At 52.7% G+C, this 21,502-nt stretch carries 19 protein-coding genes; 10 read left to right on the top strand and 9 right to left on the bottom strand.

The genetic code is table 11. The features are described 5' to 3' along the window. Positions 1-2: 2 nt before the first annotated feature. The 4 genes from sirB2 to hemA are packed head-to-tail and all read right to left on the bottom strand — an operon-like array spanning position 3 to position 3,605. On the bottom strand, positions 3-395 hold the full coding sequence (gene sirB2 / locus OGY71_RS03120; protein WP_003833414.1) for an invasion regulator SirB2: 393 nt from the start codon (positions 393-395) through the stop codon (positions 3-5). Continuing rightward, on the bottom strand, positions 392-1,225 hold the full coding sequence (gene prmC, locus OGY71_RS03115; protein ID WP_003833416.1) for a peptide chain release factor N(5)-glutamine methyltransferase: 834 nt from the start codon (positions 1,223-1,225) through the stop codon (positions 392-394). The genes sirB2 and prmC overlap by 4 nt, the downstream gene beginning before the upstream one ends. Next, the gene (gene prfA, locus OGY71_RS03110) at positions 1,225-2,307 is read right to left on the bottom strand and encodes a peptide chain release factor 1 (protein WP_003020786.1); all 1,083 of its coding nucleotides are present in this window, start codon (positions 2,305-2,307) and stop codon (positions 1,225-1,227) included. Before prfA ends, prmC begins: the two co-directional genes overlap by 1 nt. A 41-nt stretch (positions 2,308-2,348) precedes the next feature. Continuing rightward, on the bottom strand, positions 2,349-3,605 hold the full coding sequence (hemA, locus tag OGY71_RS03105; protein ID WP_003833420.1) for a glutamyl-tRNA reductase: 1,257 nt from the start codon (positions 3,603-3,605) through the stop codon (positions 2,349-2,351). Positions 3,606-3,816: 211 nt separating this feature from the next. On the opposite strand from hemA, the gene lolB reads away from it, so the two are divergent. The 4 genes from lolB (at position 3,817) to dauA (ending at position 8,312) form a co-directional block, all read left to right on the top strand. Continuing rightward, positions 3,817-4,440, top strand: coding sequence for a lipoprotein insertase outer membrane protein LolB (gene lolB / locus OGY71_RS03100; RefSeq protein WP_003833422.1), 624 nt, complete (start codon positions 3,817-3,819; stop codon positions 4,438-4,440). Continuing rightward, positions 4,437-5,288, top strand: a complete 852-nt coding sequence (gene ispE / locus OGY71_RS03095; RefSeq protein WP_003833423.1) for a 4-(cytidine 5'-diphospho)-2-C-methyl-D-erythritol kinase — start codon at positions 4,437-4,439, stop codon at positions 5,286-5,288. Before lolB ends, ispE begins: the two co-directional genes overlap by 4 nt. Positions 5,289-5,557: 269 nt before the next feature. After that, entirely contained in the window at positions 5,558-6,505 is a 948-nt protein-coding gene (gene prs / locus OGY71_RS03090) for a ribose-phosphate diphosphokinase (protein ID WP_001518537.1), read from the top strand. A 124-nt stretch (positions 6,506-6,629) separates the two neighbouring features. After that, on the top strand, positions 6,630-8,312 hold the full coding sequence (gene dauA, locus OGY71_RS03085; protein WP_071692414.1) for a C4-dicarboxylic acid transporter DauA: 1,683 nt from the start codon (positions 6,630-6,632) through the stop codon (positions 8,310-8,312). 97 nt (positions 8,313-8,409) lie between these two features. Here the strand turns inward: dauA and OGY71_RS03080 are convergent, their stop codons facing one another. Together OGY71_RS03080 and OGY71_RS03075 are read right to left on the bottom strand one after the other, a co-directional pair. Then, positions 8,410-9,873, bottom strand: coding sequence for a pyridoxal phosphate-dependent decarboxylase family protein (locus tag OGY71_RS03080; RefSeq protein WP_410198768.1), 1,464 nt, complete (start codon positions 9,871-9,873; stop codon positions 8,410-8,412). Between the two features lie 15 nt (positions 9,874-9,888). Then, positions 9,889-11,274: a diaminobutyrate--2-oxoglutarate transaminase gene (locus OGY71_RS03075; RefSeq protein WP_286612822.1), complete on the bottom strand. Its 1,386-nt coding sequence runs from the start codon at positions 11,272-11,274 to the stop codon at positions 9,889-9,891. 608 nt (positions 11,275-11,882) lie between these two features. On the opposite strand from OGY71_RS03075, the gene lysC reads away from it, so the two are divergent. Further along, complete coding sequence (gene lysC / locus OGY71_RS03070) at positions 11,883-13,244, top strand: lysine-sensitive aspartokinase 3 (protein WP_286612820.1); 1,362 nt, start codon at positions 11,883-11,885, stop codon at positions 13,242-13,244. A gap of 126 nt (positions 13,245-13,370) precedes the next feature. Here the strand turns inward: lysC and ychH are convergent, their stop codons facing one another. Further along, a complete protein-coding gene (gene ychH / locus OGY71_RS03065; protein ID WP_003833480.1) occupies positions 13,371-13,652 on the bottom strand; it encodes a stress-induced protein YchH in 282 nt (93 codons plus the stop codon). 274 nt (positions 13,653-13,926) lie between these two features. On the opposite strand from ychH, the gene pth reads away from it, so the two are divergent. After that, a complete protein-coding gene (gene pth / locus OGY71_RS03060) occupies positions 13,927-14,511 on the top strand; it encodes an aminoacyl-tRNA hydrolase (protein WP_003020814.1) in 585 nt (194 codons plus the stop codon). Positions 14,512-14,626: 115 nt separating this feature from the next. Next, positions 14,627-15,721 carry a redox-regulated ATPase YchF gene (gene ychF / locus OGY71_RS03055; RefSeq protein WP_003020818.1) on the top strand — a complete coding sequence of 365 codons (1,095 nt, stop codon included), beginning with the start codon at positions 14,627-14,629 and terminating at the stop codon, positions 15,719-15,721. Between the two features lie 200 nt (positions 15,722-15,921). Here ychF and OGY71_RS03050 read toward each other — a convergent pair whose 3' ends face one another. Further along, complete coding sequence (locus OGY71_RS03050) at positions 15,922-16,917, bottom strand: LacI family DNA-binding transcriptional regulator (RefSeq protein WP_003833484.1); 996 nt, start codon at positions 16,915-16,917, stop codon at positions 15,922-15,924. A 174-nt stretch (positions 16,918-17,091) separates the two neighbouring features. Between OGY71_RS03050 and OGY71_RS03045 the strand changes: the two genes are divergently transcribed. The 3 genes from OGY71_RS03045 (at position 17,092) to OGY71_RS03035 (ending at position 20,831) form a co-directional block, all read left to right on the top strand. Next, a complete protein-coding gene (locus OGY71_RS03045) occupies positions 17,092-18,528 on the top strand; it encodes a glycoside hydrolase family 32 protein (protein WP_286612818.1) in 1,437 nt (478 codons plus the stop codon). 30 nt (positions 18,529-18,558) lie between these two features. Further along, a complete protein-coding gene (locus tag OGY71_RS03040; protein WP_286612816.1) occupies positions 18,559-19,506 on the top strand; it encodes a PfkB family carbohydrate kinase in 948 nt (315 codons plus the stop codon). Between the two features lie 65 nt (positions 19,507-19,571). Continuing rightward, complete coding sequence (locus tag OGY71_RS03035) at positions 19,572-20,831, top strand: MFS transporter (RefSeq protein ID WP_193134056.1); 1,260 nt, start codon at positions 19,572-19,574, stop codon at positions 20,829-20,831. Positions 20,832-20,907: 76 nt separating this feature from the next. On the opposite strand, the gene OGY71_RS03030 is transcribed toward OGY71_RS03035, so the two are convergent. Then, positions 20,908-21,459 (bottom strand): LuxR C-terminal-related transcriptional regulator, encoded by a 552-nt coding sequence (locus tag OGY71_RS03030; RefSeq protein WP_206159579.1) that lies wholly within the window; start codon positions 21,457-21,459, stop codon positions 20,908-20,910. Between the last annotated feature and the right edge of the window lie 43 nt (positions 21,460-21,502).

Below are 21,502 nucleotides of genomic sequence, written 5' to 3'. Positions count from 1 at the left end.
GCTTACCCCAGTAACGGTATTTTTGTGGTGGCGAGTTTAATGATGATGTACAGCACCACCAGCGCCAGCGGAAAAGCGATTAATCGCGCCTGCTGACTGCGCGCCCGACGATAATCGAGCGCAATAAAACCCAAAACGATGTAAATGATAACCCCAAACAGCTTTTCAGTCAGCCATGTCCCGTGCTCAGTGAATGGCAGGACGTGCGCTTTAACCATTAACGCTACGCCGCTGAGTAATAAAACGGTATCGACAACCGGCGGCACGATGCGCGTCCAGCGCGCGCAGGCAAGGCGCGAGTCGGTGTAACGCCACCAAAATCGCAGCGTCAGCAAACCAACCGAAAGCGCAATGCTGATGAGATGGACGTTGAGTAACACACCGAAGGTACTCATGATGGGATGCGTCCAAGCGTAATTCGCTCGTTGCCGCCATAGTCACGACAGGTTTCAACCGCCAGGTAACCTGCACGAGTAAAAGCGTCACGGACGGCCTCGCCCTGTTGCCAACCATGTTCCAACAACAGATAGCCGCCGGGCGTTAATACGCGCTGAGACTGGTCAATGATATGCACGATATCCGCCAGCCCCTGATCGCTCGCCACCAGTGCCGACAGCGGTTCAAAGCGAACGTCGCCTTGTGCCAGGTGCGGATCCTGCTCGTCGATATACGGCGGATTGCTGACAATCATGTCAAACTGCTGTCCCTGCAATGCGCTGAACCAGTTGCTTTGCAGCACGCAAACATTGTCGATGCCCAGTTGCTGCTTGTTGCGAATAGCCAGTGCCACGGCATCAGGCATGCGGTCTACAGCAGTCACTGCACAATCTGGACGCTCGGTTGCCAGCGCCAGCGCAATGGCACCCGTGCCGGTTCCTAAATCAAGAATACGACACGCTGAGGCCGGCAGGCGAGCCAGCGCCTGCTCCACCAGACACTCGGTATCCGGACGCGGAATAAGCGTGGCTGGAGACACAAATAGCGGCAGCGACCAGAACTCACGCACGCCGGTTAAGTGCGCCACCGGCTCTCCCCGCTGACGCCGCTCCAGTAACGTATCAAGCTGTTGACGCTGCGCCTCGGTTAACTCCGTTTCGCCGAAAGCCAGAATAAAGGTGCGCCCTTTGCCAGTAACAAACTCGAGTAAAATCTCGGCGTCACGGCGCGGGCTTTCGCTTGCCTGTAATTGGCTAATTGCTTCACGCAGCCAGTGCTGATAATCCATTAATCCTGCTCGGACAACGCCGCCAGTTGGTCGGCCTGGTATTCCTGGACAATCGGCTCAATGAGCATATCCAGTTTGCCTTCCATCGCTTCATCCAGACGGTAGAGCGTCAGGTTAATGCGGTGATCGGTCACACGACCCTGCGGGAAGTTATAGGTACGGTTACGATCGCTGCGATCGCCACTGCCCAACAGGTTACGACGTTCAGAGGCTTCCGCCTGTTGACGTCTTGCCACTTCGGCGGCACGAATTCGCGCCCCCAGCACCGACATCGCTTTGGCTTTGTTTTTATGCTGTGAACGTTCGTCCTGGCATTCCACCACGATACCGGTCGGTAAGTGGGTAATACGGATTGCGGAGTCGGTGGTGTTAACGTGCTGACCGCCCGCACCTGATGAACGGAAGGTGTCAATACGCAGATCGGCCGGGTTGATGTCCGGCAGTTCGGCATCCGGCAGTTCCGGCATAACCGCGACCGTACAGGCAGAGGTATGAATACGCCCCTGCGATTCCGTCGCAGGTACGCGCTGCACGCGATGGCCGCCAGACTCAAACTTCAGTCGCCCGTAAACGCCTTCGCCGCTAATCTTGGCAATGACTTCTTTAAACCCGCCATGCTCGCCTTCGCTGGCGCTCATGATCTCAACCCGCCAGCGACGCGATTCAGCGTAGCGGCTGTACATGCGGAACAGATCGCCGGCAAACAGCGCCGCTTCATCACCACCGGTTCCCGCGCGCACTTCGAGGAAGGCGTTACGTTCGTCATCGGGATCTTTAGGTAATAGCAGGACCTGCAGATGCTGTTCCAGCTGCTCACATTTCTCTTTTGCTTCGCGCAGTTCATCCTGCGCCATTTCACGCATTTCAGGATCGTCGAGCATCATCTGAGCCGTCTCGATATCTTCCTGAACCTGTTGCCAGTCCGTAAAACAGCGAGATACATCGCTTAATTGCGCATATTCGCGCGACAGCGCACGAAAGCGATCCTGGTCTGCGATAGTCCCCGCATCACCGAGCAGCGCCTGAACTTCTTCATGGCGTTCATGCAGGGCTTCCAGTTTGGCAACGATAGAAGGCTTCATAGGCGTAAATGCACCCTGTAAAAAATAAGATTGGTGTGCTGCTACTCCAGCCCGAGGCTGTCGCGCAGAATATTCAGGCGTTCACTATCCCCGTCACGGGCGGCCTGTTGAAGTGATTTGGTTGGTGCATGAATCAGGCGATTGGTCAGTTTCCAGGCCAGATCCTGCATAATGGCTTGCGCATCACCGCCCTGTTGAAGAGCGGCCAACGCTTTGGCGGTCAGTTCATCACGGATCTGTTCTGACTGACTGCGATACTCGCGGATAGTGTCGCTTGCGCCCTGGGCGCGTAGCCAGGCCATAAACTCGCTGGCTTCCTGCTCCACTATCGTTTCGGCTTCCACCGCCGCCGCTTTGCGCTGGGCCAGGTTATGCGAAATAATGCTTTGCAGGTCATCAACGCTGTACAGATAGGCGTTAGACAATTTACCCACTTCCGGCTCGACATCGCGCGGTACGGCGATATCCACCAGCAACATAGGCTGATTGCGGCGGTTTTTAAGCGCACGTTCCACCATTCCTTTGCCGATAATCGGCAGCGGACTGGCGGTAGAACTGATAATGATATCGGCATCCTGTAAACGCGCGTCTATATCACTCAGTGAAATCACCTCGGCGCCGACTTCATCCGCCAGCACCTGCGCACGCTCGCGAGTGCGGTTGGCGATGATCATCTTCTTGACTTTGTGCTCGCGCAGATGTCGCGCTACCAGCTCAATGGTTTCGCCCGCACCGACTAACAGCACGGTTACCGTGGAGAGCGATTCAAATATCTGCCGCGCCAGGGTACAGGCGGCAAACGCCACCGACACGGCGCTGGCGCCGATGTCAGTTTCTGTACGTACACGTTTTGCGACAGAGAATGATTTCTGGAACATGCGTTCCAGCGCACTGGCGTTCAGGTGACCTTTTTGCGAATCCGCAAACGCTTTTTTCACCTGCCCCAGAATTTGCGGTTCACCGAGCACCAGTGAATCCAGACCGCTGGCAACACGCATCAAATGACTGACTGCGTCGTTGTCCTGGTGCCAGTACAAGCTGTTGCGCAGATCTTCTTCATTGAGGTTATGGTATTCACACAGCCAGCGAACCAGCGCTTCTTGCAGGTTATCCTGCTCTTCAACGCTGAGATACAGCTCCGTGCGGTTACACGTCGACAGCACTACCCCACCCTGCACCATTGGCTGCGCGAGCAGGCTGTCCAGCGCCTGATCGAGCGTATCCGGCGAAAACGTTACGCGTTCTCGCAGCGATACAGGTGCCGTTTTATGGTTAATACCAAGCGCTAAAAGGGTCATGTGTGCGGGAATAGTACCAGCGTTGATAAGGTTAGACTGGGTGCATCATACAGGATGCGTGCGGTCAATAAAAGAGACTGACCCCTTTTGGAGTAATAGCTTAGTGCACAAATTTAAGCGATTTAAGATAACTTGAACGTAGACGATGTCTGATGGCGGCGCTAGCATTAAGAGTTATAACTGCAACGTATCTCAAGGATTTGTCATCATTATGACCCTGCCTGATTTTCGCCTGATTCGCCTGCTGCCGCTGGCGGCCCTGGTTCTTACTGCCTGTACGCTCAACGCGCCTAAAGGTCCCGGTAAAAGCCCCGATTCTCCGCAGTGGCGCCAGCACCAACAGGAAGTTCGCGCCCTGAACCAGTATCAGACGCGTGGTGCGTTTGCCTATATTTCCGATCAACAGAAAGTGTATGCCCGCTTTTTCTGGCAGCAAACCGGTCAGGATCGCTATCGTCTCCTGCTGACCAACCCACTGGGCAGCACGGAACTGGAACTTAATGCGCAGCCTGGCAACGTCGAACTGGTCGATAACAAAGGCAAGCATTACACCGCCGACGACGCTGAAGAGATGATTGGCAAACTGACCGGCATGCCTATCCCATTAAACAGCTTGCGCCAATGGATCCTTGGTCTGCCAGGTGACGCCACCGATTATAAGCTCGACGACCAATATCGTCTGAGTGAAGTGAACTACAGCAAAGACGGTAAAAACTGGAAAGTGGTCTATAGCGCCTACGACAGCAAAACCCAGCCTGCGATGCCAGCAAACATGGAGCTGTCCGACGGTTCCCAGCGTATTAAGCTGAAAATGGATAACTGGATTGTGAAATGATGACCCATTGGCCCTCTCCGGCAAAACTGAATTTGTTTTTATACATCACCGGACAGCGTGCGGACGGTTACCACACGCTGCAGACCTTATTTCAGTTTCTTGATTATGGCGACACGATAGATATTACACCGCGTAGCGACGGCGAAATTCACCTGTTAACCCCAGTGGAAGGCGTTGCGCATGAAGACAATCTGATCGTCCGTGCGGCACGTTCGCTGATGAAAGCGGCATCTGAAAGCAATCGCCTTCCCAAAGGGAGTGGTGCGGACATCAGTATCGACAAACGCCTGCCGATGGGCGGCGGTCTTGGCGGAGGTTCGTCTAATGCGGCAACCGTTCTGGTGGCGTTGAATCATCTCTGGCAGTGCGGACTTTCGGTTGATGAACTGGCGGCACTCGGCTTAACGCTGGGGGCGGATGTTCCCGTATTCGTGCGCGGCCATGCGGCCTTTGCCGAAGGTGTTGGCGAAATTCTGACGCCGGTCGAGCCTGAGGAAAAGTGGTATCTGGTTGCACATCCGGGAGTCAGTATTCCGACACCGGTGATTTTTAACGATCCCGACCTCCCCCGCAACACGCCAAAAAGGTCAATAAAAACGTTACTAAAATGTGAATTCGGCAATGATTGCGAGGTTATCGCAAGAAAACGTTTTCGCGAGGTTGATGCGGCGCTTTCCTGGCTGTTAGAATACGCGCCGTCGCGCCTGACTGGTACAGGGGCTTGTGTCTTTGCTGAATTTGACACTGAGTCTCGTGCTCGCCAGGTGCTTGAGCAAGCCCCGGAATGGCTCAAAGGCTTTGTGGCGAAAGGCGTCAACCTCTCCCCATTGCACAGAGCGTTACTCTAAATCCTTCGGGTTTCAGGAAAATGGCGAAACGACGAATCGCCAGGTGCATACAACTTCAGTATGTAACTGGTGTGAGGAATTGATGCCAGCGCAAATGAAACGCGAAAGATAAAGAGTAAGCCGGGCAAGCTGAGTTGCGGTGACAACGTCACCCTGTTCCAGACGTTGCATCGCGCTCTTTAATACACCGCATGGAGAGGATACTGCCTGGCCCGCACAGTTTTCGGCAGATTCTTTCCACCAATGGACGCATGCCTGAGGTTCTTCTCGTGCCTGATATGAAGCTTTTTGCTGGTAACGCCACCCCGGAACTAGCACAACGTATTGCCAACCGCCTGTACACTTCACTCGGCGACGCCGCTGTAGGTCGCTTTAGCGACGGCGAAGTCAGCGTACAAATTAATGAAAATGTACGCGGTGGTGATATTTTCATCATCCAGTCCACTTGTGCCCCTACTAACGACAACCTGATGGAATTGGTCGTTATGGTTGATGCGCTGCGCCGTGCTTCCGCAGGCCGTATCACCGCCGTTATTCCTTACTTCGGCTATGCACGTCAGGATCGTCGCGTACGTTCCGCTCGTGTACCGATTACCGCTAAAGTCGTCGCTGATTTCCTGTCCAGCGTTGGCGTTGACCGCGTCCTCACCGTTGACCTGCATGCTGAACAGATCCAGGGCTTCTTTGACGTACCGGTTGATAACGTATTCGGTAGCCCGATCCTGTTAGAAGACATGCTGCAGCTGAACCTGGACAACCCGATTGTGGTTTCTCCGGATATCGGTGGTGTCGTGCGTGCCCGCGCTATCGCTAAACTGCTGAACGATACCGACATGGCTATCATCGACAAACGTCGCCCGCGTGCGAACGTTTCTCAGGTGATGCACATTATTGGTGACGTTGCAGGTCGTGACTGTGTTCTGGTTGATGACATGATCGATACCGGCGGTACGCTGTGCAAAGCAGCAGAAGCACTGAAAGAACGTGGTGCTAAACGCGTATTTGCTTACGCTACTCACCCGATCTTCTCAGGTAATGCGGCAAACAACCTGCGCAACTCAGTGATTGATGAAGTCGTTGTCTGTGACACTATTCCACTGACTGACGAAATCAAAGCGCTGCCAAACGTGCGTACATTGACCCTGTCGGGTATGCTGGCCGAAGCGATTCGTCGTATCAGCAACGAAGAATCCATCTCTGCTATGTTCGAGCATTAATCGAGCCCGGCTCAAAAACCCGCTGCGGCGGGTTTTTTTATCTGCAATACTTATTTGTATGACTTATGCCTCCTTCACCTGCCATTTAGTTGACAGATGATGCGCTCATGGATGAAACATTATTGTGAACAGATTATTTTCCTCACATGTGATGCCTTTCCGCGCCCTCATCGACGCTTGTTGGAAAGAAAAATATACCGCTTCTCGCTTTACCCGTGACCTGATCGCCGGGATAACCGTTGGGATCATCGCCATTCCGCTGGCAATGGCCCTGGCAATAGGCAGTGGCGTTGCGCCGCAGTACGGCCTGTATACCTCAGCCGTCGCTGGGATTGTTATCGCCCTTACCGGGGGATCGCGCTTTAGCGTATCTGGCCCAACCGCCGCCTTCGTGGTCATTCTGTATCCGGTGTCGCAACAGTTTGGGCTGGCAGGCCTGCTGGTTGCCACGCTGATGTCCGGGATATTCCTGATCCTTTTCGGCCTCGCTCGTTTTGGCCGCCTGATCGAATATATCCCCGTGTCGGTAACGTTAGGTTTTACATCGGGTATTGGTATCACCATCGGTACCATGCAGATTAAAGATTTTCTTGGCCTGCAGATGGCCCATGTCCCGGAGCACTATCTGCAGAAGGTTGGCGCGCTGTTTATGGCCTTGCCAACCATTAACTTCGGTGATGCCGCCATTGGCGTAGTGACGCTAGGGATCTTGATTTTCTGGCCGCGCCTGGGGATCCGACTGCCGGGCCACCTTCCCGCGCTGCTGGCTGGCTGTGCGGTAATGGGTATCGTGAACCTGACCGGCGGCCATGTCGCCACCATTGGTTCGCAGTTCCACTACATTCTGGCTGACGGCTCACAGGGTAACGGTATCCCACAACTGCTGCCGCAGTTGGTCCTGCCGTGGAATATGCCGGAATCAAACTTTACCCTGAGCTGGAGCTCGTTACAGGCGCTGTTACCGGCAGCCTTCTCGATGGCGATGCTGGGGGCAATTGAATCTCTGCTGTGCGCCGTCGTACTCGATGGGATGACCGGCACCAAGCATAAAGCTAACAGCGAGTTGATTGGCCAGGGGCTGGGTAACATCGTGGCACCGTTCTTTGGCGGCATCACCGCCACAGCAGCAATTGCCCGCTCTGCGGCAAACGTCCGCGCTGGGGCGACCTCGCCAATCTCTGCGGTTATCCACGCGATTCTGGTGATCCTCGCCCTGCTGGTACTTGCACCGCTGCTTTCCTGGTTACCGCTTTCCGCCATGGCCGCCCTACTGCTGATGGTGGCATGGAACATGAGTGAAGCGCATAAAGTGGTGGATTTGCTGCGTCATGCGCCGAAAGACGACATCATTGTCATGCTGATGTGTATGTCGCTGACGGTGCTGTTCGACATGGTTATTGCCATCAGCGTCGGTATTGTTCTCGCTTCTCTGCTGTTTATGCGTCGTATTGCGCGCATGACGCGTCTGGCGCCGGTCAACGTAGACGTACCGGACGATGTGCTGGTGCTGCGCGTTATTGGTCCGCTGTTCTTTGCCGCGGCGGAAGGATTATTTACCGATCTCGAGTCGCGTATTGAAGGTAAACGCATTGTAGTCTTGAAGTGGGACGCGGTCCCGGTACTGGATGCCGGTGGTCTGGACGCCTTCCAGCGCTTTGTAAAACGTCTGCCGGAAGGTTGTGAATTACGCATCAGTAATCTGGAATTCCAGCCGCTACGTACCATGGCGCGCGCGGGTATTCAGCCGATTGCCGGGCGTCTGACGTTCTTCCCGAATAAAGATGCTGCGCTAGCAGATATCCGCTAACGTGTAGCCCGGCCAGGCGAAACGCCGCCGGATTACAAATGACAGACAAAAAAATGGCTCCCGTACGTGGGAGCCATTTTTATAACAAGCTTATTGCTTACGCGTTCAGCAGTTGCTCAGCCGTTGCCTTCACGCTTGCCAGCAGGACTTTGACATCCTCCAGACATACCGTCGGATTGAGCAGCGTTAGCTTCAGGCAGGTGACACCATCGGCTTCGGTCACGCCGACGTTGGCGCTACCAGAAGCCAGCAGAACGTCGCCAATACGCTGGTTCAGCAGCGCGACAAATGCCACGTCGTCACTTTGCGGGCGGAAGCGGAACAGCACGCTTGCCAGCTGTGGTTCCATCACCAGTTCAAGATGCGGCTGGGTTTTGACAAACTCAGCAACATCACGCGCCAGCGTCACACCGTTATCAATGATCTCGGCATACTGCTTTTTGCCCAGCGCTTCGAGGCCCATCCACAGCTTAAGCGCATCGAAACGACGCGTGGTCTGCAGCGACTTCGATACCAGGTTTGGTACGCCAGCCTCTTCATCGAAATCAGAGTTCAGATACGCCGCCTGGTAACGCATCAGCTCGTAGTGGCGCGCATCTTTTAACAGGAACGCACCGCAGCTGATGGTCTGGAAGAACTGCTTGTGGAAATCCAGCGTCACGGAATCGGCCAGCTCAAGGCCGTTCAGGAAGTCACGGTACTTCTCAGAAAGCAGTAACGCCCCGCCCCATGCTGCATCCACGTGCATCCAGATCTGATGTTCTGCCGCCAGCGCTGCAATATCCGCTAACGGATCGATTGCGCCCGCATCGGTAGTACCGGCAGTGGCGACAATTGCCATCACCTGCTCGCCGTTGACTTTCGCCTGGGCCAGCTTGTCTTTCAGGTCAGTCAGATCCATGCGTGAAAACGCATCGGTCTTCACCTGGGTGACGGAACGGTAGCCCAGCCCCATCAGCGCCATGTTCTTCTGCACAGAGAAGTGCGCGCTTTCAGAGCAGAACACTTTGATTTTACTCAGATCACCGGTCAGACCATCCTGCTGAATGGAGTGCCCCTGGCGAGCGAAGAAAGCATCACGCGCCAGCATCAGGCCCATCAGGTTACTCTGTGTACCGCCGCTGGTGAATACGCCCGCATCGCCTGCCGGGTATCCAACCTGCTCACGCAACCACTCGATTAGCTTGATCTCTATGATGGTGGCCGACGGGCTCTGGTCCCAGGAGTCCATACTCTGGTTGGTGGCGTTGATCAGCACTTCCGCCGCCTGGCTTATTACCAGGCTCGGGCAGTGCAGATGCGCCACGCACTGCGCATGGTGAACCAACAAGCTGTCTTTGAGAAAGTATTCAACCGCACGCTCAATAGCGGCCTGGTTGCCCAGGCCCTGAGACGTAAAATTCAGGTTGATACGTTCACGCAGTTGCTCAACGGTTTTACCCTGATACATCTCAGGCTGCTTCAACCATTCAACGACCGCTTGCGTACTCTGCTCGATAGCGTCCTGATAAGCTGCAATGCTTTGCGCCGAGCCGGACAGAATCGGGTTTACGTCTGACATTCGATCCAACTCCGTTTAAACCGGCTTCACGCCAGCGCCCAGCAGGGCGTTTTCGAATTTATCGAGGAAGATTTCCAGCTCAGCGTTGGTGATCAGCAGTGACGGCAACAGGCGCAGCACGCAACCGTTGCGGCCACCACGCTCCAGAATCAGCCCATTTTCGAAGCATTTTTTCTGCAGCAACGCGGACAGCTCGCCATCGGCCGGGTAGCAGCCCATGTGATCCTGCGCTTCGTTCGGCTTCACGATTTCCAGACCGAGCATCAGACCCAGACCGCGCACCTGGCCGATAACCGGGTAGCGTTTCTGCAGGTCAGCCAGTTTGCCTTTCAGCCACTCGCCCTGGGCAGCAACTTTATCGGCAATCTTGTCGTCTTTGAGGATCTTCAGCGTTGTCAGACCGGTCGCCATCGCCAACTGGTTGCCGCGGAAAGTACCAGTGTGGTGGCCCGGAGCCCACGCATCGAACTGCTTTTTAATGCCCAGCACCGCCAGTGGCAGACCGCCGCCAACCGCTTTGGACATCACAATGATATCTGGCTCAATACCGGCGTGTTCGAAGGCGAACAGTTTACCGGTACGTGCAAAGCCCGCCTGAACTTCATCGATGATCAGCAGAATGCCGTGCTCCTGCGTCACTTTACGAATGCGCTGCAGCCACTCGACCGGAGCCGGGTTCACGCCACCTTCACCCTGCACCGCTTCGAGGATCACGGCAGCCGGTTTACGCACGCCGCTTTCAACGTCGTTGATCAGGTTTTCGAAGTAGTAGGTTAATGCTTTGACGCCAGCGTCGCCGCCGATACCCAGCGGGCAACGGTACTGATGCGGATACGGCATAAACTGCACTTCCGCCATCATGTTGCTGACCGCTTCTTTCGGCGACAGGTTGCCGGTCACGGACAGCGCGCCGTGGGTCATCCCGTGGTAGCCGCCGGAGAAACTGATGATGCTGGAACGGCCGGTGACTTTCTTCGCCAGCTTCAGCGCTGCTTCAACAGCATCTGCGCCGGAGGGACCGGTAAACTGCAGGCAATATTCTTTGCCCTGACCCGGTAATAAAGAAAGTAAATATGATGAGAATTCATCTTTTAACGGCGTGGTAAGGTCAAGCGTATGTAACGGTAAGCCGCTTGTGATGACACTTTGAATGCTCTGCAGCACTTCAGGATGGTTATGACCAAGCGCCAGGGTTCCGGCACCTGCCAGGCAATCAAGATATTGATTATTTTCTACATCAGTAATCCAGACGCCCTGCGCTTTAGCGATCGCTAATGGCAGTTTACGTGGATAGCTGCGGACATTAGATTCAAACTCAGCCTGTCTTGCTAAAAAGGTATCATTGCTCTGTGGTAATGAATTAGCACTTAAAGTATCAATACGGACTTTATCCGTCATCATATCACTCCTACAACCAAGTGTAGATTAACACCTGATTGAATAAATGGTTATAAGGATTACCTGTAAAAAAGCGCGGCTAATATATGTTGTTTTAGCTTAGGACTCAATCATTTATTTTTCGGCATTAAAAATAACAACTTTCCCCTTAAAATTCAAAGCGTAACAACCATTTGCCATTACTAAATCCTAAAGAAATATATCTATTTAATTAACAATGTTGTAGCTAATTGCAACGCAGACAATCTAATAAAAACCATGAGATTTTCGTGTTTTTATTATTTTTTTACACGTTTTTACCATTAATGATGCTCGCGATATCTTGTGATGACATGATTTTTCACTTATTTGTCGATAAATCGAATAAAAAAGTCGATCCCTAAATATAAATCACTTAGTATGGCGCGCTTATTTACAGGCTATGTAGATAAAATTAATGCGCAGCACCCGATAACGCGTACAGGCGACACGCGTTATCGACAACAGGTATTCCCTGGGTTGTCAGCAGAAATGTTCGCGGGCGGACATTTCGTAAGGCGAACTTCGTTCCCTTATGCCGAGAATGAAAATTTTCTAGCCATACTTTTATGGCGCCCTGATATGAGATTGTTATGACTCGCATTTATCCACCATCCGTCGTTGCCAAATTTGGCGGCACCAGCGTCGCTGATTTTGATGCGATGAATCGAAGCGCCAGCATTGTCCTTGCTGATCAAGATGTCCGTTTAGTCGTTTTGTCTGCTTCAGCAGGCGTGACAAACTTACTGGTTGAGCTTTCTGAAGGTCTGGAAACACATCAACAATTAGATAAGATTGAGACTTTACGCGCCATTCAATACAACATTATTTCCCGCCTGAAGCAGCCGTCCGTTATCAGCACGGAAATCGATAATCTTCTCAACAACATACGTCGTCTTGCACAAACGGCGATGGTTTCGCCGTCTGATGCGTTAAGCGATGAATTAGTCAGCCATGGCGAGCTGATGTCCTCGCTACTTTTTACTGAAGTCTTACGTGAACGGCATGCCGAGGCTGGGTGGTTTGACGCCCGTAGTGTGATGCGTACTAACTCGAACTTCGGCTGTGCCGAACCCGAGCTTGGCACACTGTACCACCAGGTGGAGACTCACCTGCGCCCTCGTCTTGAGCAAGCGATTATGGTGACTCAGGGATTTATCGGGCGTGATGCCGCAGGACACACCACAACGCTTGGACGCGGCGGTAGTGATTACACGGCTACGCTTCTCGGTGAGGCGCTTCACGCCGCACGCGTTGACATCTGGACCGACGTCGCAGGGATCTACACCACCGACCCACGCATTGCGCCGCGGGCCAAACGAATCGACCATATCTCATTTTCCGAGGCCAGCGATATGGCCGCCTACGGTGCGAAGGTCCTCCACCCGGCGACACTGCTCCCGGCAATGCGTAAAAGCATTCCGGTCTTTGTTGGCTCAAGTAAGGATACTGCCGCCGGAGGTACGCTGGTGCACAACACCACCGATAATCCACCTCGCTATCGTGCGCTCGCAGTTCGTCGTAAACAGACGCTGTTGCGGTTACACAGTCTGGAGAAGCAACCTTCCTGTTCTTTCCTGGCGCAGTCCTTCGCCATTTTAGCTCGCCATGCGGTCGCGGTGGATTTGGTTACAACCTCAGAGAATAGTATTGCGCTGGCGCTGGACGCCACTCATGCAACCTCAGGTGAAGACCATGTGCTGACCACCGCATTGTTTACCGCCTTGTCCTCCCACTGTCGTGTGGAAGTGGAAACCGGACTGGCGTTGGTCACTTTGGTGGGGAATCAACTCACACAGGCTGCGGGAGTTTGCAAAGACGTTTTTGCCTGGCTTGAAGAGCATACGGTACGAATGATTTGCCATGGGGCGTCAAACGACAACCTGAGCATCCTGTTACCGGCTGACAATGCAGACAGCGCGATCAAAGCGTTACATTATCGGTTATTCGAATAACGTTTCTTTGTAGTATGCCACCAAAGGTAGAAGTCGTTTAATCCAGTACTGACGAAAAAGCAGAGCCCTGGTTTTTAAACCAGGACTTTGTGTTCAAACAACCGCACTCCGAGTTGGGAGAGCTATTTAGTTATGCCGATGATTGGTATCACCGCGACGGCAGCGTTTGTCATAGTGGCGCACCCACCAGTAACGATCGCTGATTTGTTCGTGCCCCCCCACTCTGGCACCCGCCAACCAAAGGACACCACCAACAAAAATACTGAGCACGGCACCATGTGCGAAAAACTGTGGCAGATTAAATTGCGGCAGTTGGTTTAAAATAGAGTAACCAACACCACCCACCATCACCACCAACCCTAAAGCCATGAGCACGTTACCGAGTAACGAAGCGTTTTTGCGTTTCATGTGTCACCTCCGGAACTTTGGGTTGTTACAGGGAATACCCCTAATCCTTATGTGTAAAGTATAGACAACACTGCCGTTCGCAAGTGCGGGAGCGATCACAATTACAAACACTCATGCAACAAAACTTTACAAATAAGCCACTGAACATACTCATTTTCTAATAGTCCATTCGTGCAATTATTCAGCTTTTGGCGATAAGCACGCAGTTTTTTGTCAACAGCAGCGTCAGACAGTAAACTACACGTCGTTTATCGAAACACTCAGGACAAAACACGTGGCGATTAAATTGATTGTCGGCCTGGCGAACCCCGGCGCAGAGTATGCGGCAACGCGACACAATGCAGGCGCATGGTATGTCGATCTGCTGGCAGAAAGATTACGCGCTCCCCTGCGCGATGAGCCGAAATTCTTCGGCTACACCTCCAGAGTTACGCTTGAAGGTGAAGACGTCCGTCTGCTGGTACCAACCACATTTATGAATCTGAGCGGCAAGGCTGTCGGTGCGATGGCCAGTTTTTATCGTATTAACCCCGATGAAATTTTGGTCGCACACGATGAGTTAGACCTGCCCCCTGGCGTGGCCAAATTTAAGCTTGGCGGCGGTCATGGCGGACATAATGGCCTGAAAGACATCATCAGCAAGTTAGGTAATAACCCCAACTTTCATCGTTTACGCGTTGGAATTGGCCATCCGGGCGATAAAAACAAAGTTGTCGGATTTGTTTTAGGCAAACCGCCTGTTTCAGAACAGAAGTTAATTGATGAAGCAATTGACGAAGCGGCACGTTGTACCGAGATTTTGTTCAAAGACGGCCTGACCAAAGCGACGAGCCGGTTACACACCTTTAAAGCGCAATAAGCAGCGATGTGCGGCATTTTTCTCGCGTGCTGTGTATAATAGGCAAAGTTATTTACATTTCTACAATCTGTTTTCCATAACAGGTTGAATATCAAAAGATTAAGGTGATTTAAACATGGGATTCAAATGCGGTATCGTCGGTTTGCCAAACGTAGGCAAATCCACCCTGTTCAACGCGCTCACAAAAGCGGGTATTGAAGCGGCAAACTTCCCGTTCTGTACTATCGAGCCGAACACCGGTGTTGTCCCGATGCCCGATCCGCGTCTGGATCAGCTGGCCGAAATCGTCAAACCGCAGCGTATCCTGCCAACAACGATGGAATTCGTCGACATCGCCGGTCTGGTAAAAGGTGCGTCCAAAGGTGAAGGTCTGGGTAACCAATTCCTGACCAACATCCGTGAAACCGAAGCTATCGGCCACGTGGTGCGTTGCTTTGAAAACGACAACATCATCCACGTTAATAACAAAGTGGATCCGGCTGACGACATTGAAGTTATCAATACCGAGCTGGCGTTGTCCGACCTCGATACCTGTGAGCGCGCTATCCATCGCGTGCAGAAGAAGGCCAAAGGCGGCGACAAAGACGCTAAAGCAGAGCTGGCTGCGCTGGAAAAATGCCTGCCACAGCTGGAAAACGCTGGCATGCTGCGCGCGCTGAAAACGCTGACTGACGAAGACAAAGCGGCCATCAAATACCTGAGCTTCCTGACGCTGAAGCCAACAATGTACATCGCCAACGTCAACGAAGACGGTTTTGAAAACAACCCATACCTAGATAAAGTGCGCGAAATCGCGGCTGCCGAAGGTTCTGTTGTGGTTGCCGTTTGCGCTGCCGTTGAAGCTGACATCGCTGAACTCGATGATGCTGACCGTGAAGAATTCATGGCTGAAATGGGTCTGGAAGAGCCGGGCCTGAACCGCGTTATCCGTGCTGGCTACGAATTGCTGAACCTGCAGACCTACTTCACTGCTGGCGTGAAAGAAGTCCGTGCCTGGACCATTCCTGTCGGTGCCACGGCTCCACAGGCGGCCGGTAAAATCCATACCGACTTCGAGAAAGGCTTTATCCGCGCACAAACCATCGCGTTTGAAGATTTCATCACCTATAAAGGTGAGCAAGGTGCGAAAGAAGCTGGGAAAATGCGTGCCGAAGGTAAGGACTATATCGTCAAAGATGGCGATATCATGAACTTCCTGTTCAACGTCTAAATAAGTTTTGTTGTCTCATGAGGTTTGACTGAATCTCATGACAACGGTAAAACTCTATAAAATCCACGCAATTGCGTGGATTTTTCATTTCATAGCATCTCAGAGGCTCCCGCTGCTGCGCATCTGAAAGTTGGCACCAAACACGATGACCAAAAAGGCTGAGCTATTTTGGCAAAACAGCAGTAGCCACGTGAGCGTACTCATATTGAGGCGCGCGGAAGCCAGGGGCTGTCTACCCGCACTGTATCCCGGTGATCGAGCCCCTGGATAAGATGCAGCGCGCTAAGACGACCGATTTCATAGTGCGGCAGCTGTACCGTTGATAGCGGCGGCAAAAATAGCTCGCCGGTGCCCACCATATTGTCATAGCCCAGCACAGCGACGTCCTGCGGAATGCGCAGCCCTCGCCCCAGCAAGAGCTGGTAGATAACAAAAGCCACGCGGTCGTTACCGCACACCACCGCATCGAACATCGGGCACGCGCCTCTCAGGTAATGCCCGGCAATCTCCGCCGCATCAATATGGTGGCGCTCGCCCGGCGGAAGATAGTGGTGGAACATTGCATCAGGGTCGACACCCGCTTCACGACAAGCCCTCTCCATTCCCGCCCGACGGCGATCGGTCGCCACAATTCCTTTCGGCAGGTGGATGCACAGCAGTCGGCGATAGCCTGCGGCCAACAGCGCTTTCACGCCAAGATATTGCCCTTGTTCATCATCGGGAATATAGGTGGGGAAAGGGCCGCTTGTGCTTTCGCAGTTCGCCAGCACGCAGCGATACTTATGCAGCTTTTCCGGTACCGGTACCTGGCGCAGTCCCATCGCGGTGTAGATAATACCGTCCGGGCGATGTGCCAACAGCAGATCAACCATTTTCTCTGGCTTGTCATTGCTGAACATATTCACCACAAAGCTATTCCAACCGTGCGCCCGCGCGGTCTCTTCGATAGAGAGCGTTATCTCCACGGAAAATGGCGTAGTCATGGTGTCCAGCGCCAGCACCCCAATCGTGTTAGCAGTGGTTTTCGCGCCACGAATTTTTTTAGCGGAGAGATCGGAGACATACCCCAGTGCATCTACCGCTTCCATCACCTTTTTATAGGTTTCAGGCCGTAGTCGTTCGGGCTCGTTAATCGCCCGCGATACGGTCATTAACGAGACGTTAGCCCGCTGCGCCACATCCTTTAAAGATGCCATACCCTCTCCTTCGCCGATGTTCACTTTGCCGGGGTCTGAAAATGCGATCTCGATAACACCCGCAAAATGTTAACGTTAACTTTTGTGATTAACATCGATATTACCATCAAATCTGCGAGAAAACCGAGAATGTTAACGTTATCTTTTGAACAATTAACTTACAGGGACAAGCAAATGACGTCACTACTTTCCAAAGCCAACGAAGCCTTAAGCCAGCAGAAAGACCTTGTAAACCCGCGCTGGTATCCACGCTATCACCTGGCGCCACCGGCGGGTTGGATGAATGATCCCAACGGTCTGTCCTGGTTCGATGGTTACTACCATGCGTTCTATCAGCACTATCCGTGGCAGCCGGTCTGGGGACCAATGCACTGGGGCCATGCGCGCAGTCGCGATATGGTGAACTGGGAGCACTTGCCCATCGCACTGGCACCAGAAGGGCCGGAAGATAAAGACGGCTGTTTTTCCGGTTCAGCGGTGGTTGAAGGCAATAAGCTGGCTCTGATCTACACCGGACATAAGTTTGACGGCGAGGCGAAAGAGGAAAACCTGTATCAGGTACAGTGCCTGGCCACCAGCACCGACGGGATTCACTTTGAACGCCAGGGCATGATTCTGGATACCCCGCGAGGCGTACACCATTTTCGCGATCCGAAAGTCTGGCAAGAGGGAGACAGCTGGTACATGGTGGTGGGCGCCCGGGTCGATGAAGTGGGCGAAGTGCAGCTCTATCGCTCGCAGGATCTACAGCACTGGCAGTTTGCCAGCACGCTCGGCAGGGCCGATGACGGCATGGGCTACATGTGGGAGTGCCCGGACCTCTTCCCACTCAACGATAAGCTCGTCTTCATGTTCTCGCCGCAGGGCATCGCCGCAGACGGATACGATTGCCGTAACCTGTTCCAGAGCGGCTATATGGTCGGCGAATGGCAGGATAATCTCCATTTTCACGTCACCCACGCCTTCCAGGAGATGGATCACGGGCATGATTTTTACGCCCCCCAGTCATTTACCACCCCGGATGGGCGCCGCATCGTGATTGGCTGGCTGTCGATGTGGGAATCGCCAATGCCAGAACAAGCCGACGGCTGGGCGGGCATGCTTACCCTCCCCCGCGAGGTGACGCTCGATACCGATCAGCGGCTGCGTATGAACCCAATTAAAGAACTGGAATCATTGCGCGGTCCGCTCCATGTCTGGCCAGTTAGCGAACTGCACAATCGCACCCTGATGGTAGAGGAGCAGGCGCACGCTATTGAAGTCGAACTGAGCCTCGATATCGCCCGCAGCAGTGCTGAAGAATATGGTATCGCGCTGGGTGACGGGATGCGCATCTACGTCGATAGCCAGGCACAGCGTCTGGTGCTGGATCGTCGCTACCCGCAGCATGGTCTCTCTGGTTATCGCAGCGTGCCGCTGCCAGTTGGTGACCGGCTGGATCTGCGCTTATTTATCGACAGCTCCTCGGTAGAGGTATTTGTCAATCACGGTGAATATACCCTTAGCAGTCGTATTTATCCTGAACCGGACGATCGCCAGCTGACCTTATTCAGCCAGAACGGACACGCCATTTTTAATCAAGGGCAGGCCTGGCCGCTCAGCGCCAAATAAACACCCGTCTTACTGCTTTGGGGAAAAATAATGACTATCTGGACGCTCGGAGACGCCGTGGTGGATTTATTGCCGCGCGACAATATGCAGTTTGAAGCCTGTGCGGGAGGCGCTCCCTTCAATGTGGCAATCGGCGTCGCTCGCCTTGGCCGCGCCAGCGGTTTTATTGGCCGTGTGGGCAATGACACTTTTGGTCGCTTTCTGCATCAGACGCTGGAAACAGCGCAGGTGGATACAGGAAGTCTGGAGTTTGATGCACATCAGCACACCAGTACCGTACTGGTTTCACTGGCTCCCAACGGCGAGCGGCAGTTTGAGTTTTTGGTCAATCCGTCTGCAGATCAATTTCTCAGCCCGGCGAGTCTGCCCGACTTTGGTGCCGATATTCTGCACTTCTGCTCGCTGGCGCTGGTTGCCCCTGACTGCCGCGCCACCCTCGCCCAGGCAATGGCCGCATTGCGACAGACCGGCGGTACTCTGAGCTTTGACATCAATCTGCGTCCGCAGATGTGGAGCAACGAGATGCAGATGTTTGACCTTGTCAACGAGTTTGCCCGGCAGAGCGACATTCTGAAGATGTCAGAAGAAGAGCTGCTGTGGCTAACACAGACCAACTGTCTCAGTAGCGCCTGCGAACGTCTGGTTGATTTTCCTGCACGCCTGAAAATCGTCACCCGCGGTGCCGACGGCGCTATCGCTTTCTGGCAAAACAGCAGGCTAACTTTAAGCGGCTATAACGTCGAAAGTATCGATACCACTGGCGCCGGTGATGCCTTTATGGCCGGGCTGCTGGCTGCACTCGCCGAGGAAGGCTGGCCCACATCGACGTCAACGCTACTTCCACTTATCGAGCAGGCCAGCGCTTGTGGTGCTCTGGCGACCACCCGGCGTGGCGCGCTAAGCGCGTTTCCCGACAACCAACACCTGAGCAGCTTTATTCAGTCACAACCATCGTTACGGAGAACGATTATCCCGTAATAAAGCGAACTCGTTACGTCGTATCAGAAAGACCTTACAATGACCTGATCTGGATTGGAAAAAACATGAAGATAAATATGCCGTTCAGTAATGACAAATATCGGTACTCATCCGGGTACCTGCTTTTTTTCTTTGCCGCCTGGTCGTTGTGGTGGTCTTTTTACGCGATATGGCTAAAAAATAAACTTGGCCTGTCCGGAACAGAGCTGGGAATGCTGTATGCCGTTAACCAGTTCTTTAGCATGCTGTTTATGCTGGTCTACGGTTTTCTGCAGGATAAGCTCGGCACCCGCAAACACCTTATCTGGCTGATGGGGATAGTCATCACGCTCAGCGGCCCGTTCCTGATTTATGTTTACGAACCGCTGCTGACCTCCAACTTCAAGCTTGGTATGGCGCTGGGAGCCATTTTCTTTGGCCTTGGCTACCTCGCGGGTTGTGGTCTGGTAGAAAGCTTCGTCGAAAAAGTGAGCCGCAAATTCAACTTTGAATTCGGTACCGCCCGCTTGTGGGGATCGCTTGGCTACGCCGCAGGGACATTTGTTGGCGGTATCTTCTTCAGCATCAACCCACACATTAACTTCTGGTGCGTATCGGTAATGGGGGTATTATTCCTGTTGATTAACGTGTTGTTCAAAACCAACTCATCCGCCCCATCTTCTGTAAAAACGCGCTCTCCTGAACCCGACGCGCTGACCCGAAATGATTTTCTCACTATCTTTAAAGATACGCAGTTCTGGTTTTTCGTCATCTTTGTCGTCGGTACCTGGTCGTTCTATAGCATCTACGATCAGCAGATGTTCCCGGTGTTTTACGCCAGCTTATTTGACGATCCTGAACTGGCACCACGCGTATACGGCTACCTCAACTCGGTACAGGTCTTTATGGAAGCCGTCGGTATGGCGCTGGTTCCATTCCTGATTAACCGCATCGGGCCTAAATCCGCATTGCTGCTGGGCGGCACAATCATGACCTGTCGAATCCTGGGTTCAGCACTGTTCACCGATATCTATATTATCTCCTTGATTAAAATGCTCCATGCGCTGGAAGTCCCACTGTTTGTTATTTCAGTGTTTAAATTCAGCGTAGCGAATTTTGATAAGCGCCTGTCGTCAACGATATACCTTATTGGCTTCAATATCGCCAGTTCCATCGGCATCATCGTGCTGTCACTGCCTGTCGGTAAGTTGTTTGATAAAGTGGGCTATCAGGAAATCTTCCTGATTATGGCCAGCATTGTGGTAATAACGCTAATATTTGGCTACTTCTCGTTGAGCAAAAAGCATCATCAGCAGAAGATGGGAAATGAACTGGTGACAGAGTAGCGAAGTTTAAAATATACCGGACAGGGCCATTGGCCCTGTCGTATCCCCCAACAGTAAGTACGAATTGTCGATTTACTCAGGCATGTTCCAGCCAGTTACGGAATATTTTCGCTCGCAGTATTCCCTGAAAATCAATCAGCCCAGAACAACCAAGCTTCTTGATCAGATTCTGCCTGGCCTGGTAAATCGTTTTCAAATGTAGATTTAACAAGGCGGATATCTCAACAATAGTTCGACCTTCTCCTAACTGCGTTAGAATATATTTATCTCGCGCAGTCAGCGAAATATTTAGTTCCGACTGATTGTCGTGTATACTGCCAGAACGAGTAATATCAATAATAAATTGTTTGAAGGTGGCAACGCTAACATCTATTGGCAGTCTGTAAAGTGATAAATCATTGAGATATCTGTACAGATGACCATCAATCAGCAGTACCAGACGATGCGTACTCAGATCGTAATTTTGTCTTTTTACCGCGTTAAAGTGATTCGCGGTAAAGAACACCAGTCGCGCCTTATCATCTTCAAAAACGATATCTGCAAGAATATTCTTTAACCCTTGCCTGATAAAAATATCATCAATCCATAACTCTGCGTTTCCAGTGTATTCCTGAACGATGTTCATCATTATGGCCTCAATGAAAAATCACAATTGTTCTAGAGAAGGTGCT

It is taken from the genome of Citrobacter sp. Cpo109 (genome assembly GCF_030332565.1).
Lineage (GTDB): Bacteria > Pseudomonadota > Gammaproteobacteria > Enterobacterales > Enterobacteriaceae > Citrobacter > Citrobacter portucalensis.
This window is presented reverse-complemented; position numbering and strand designations above follow the sequence as displayed.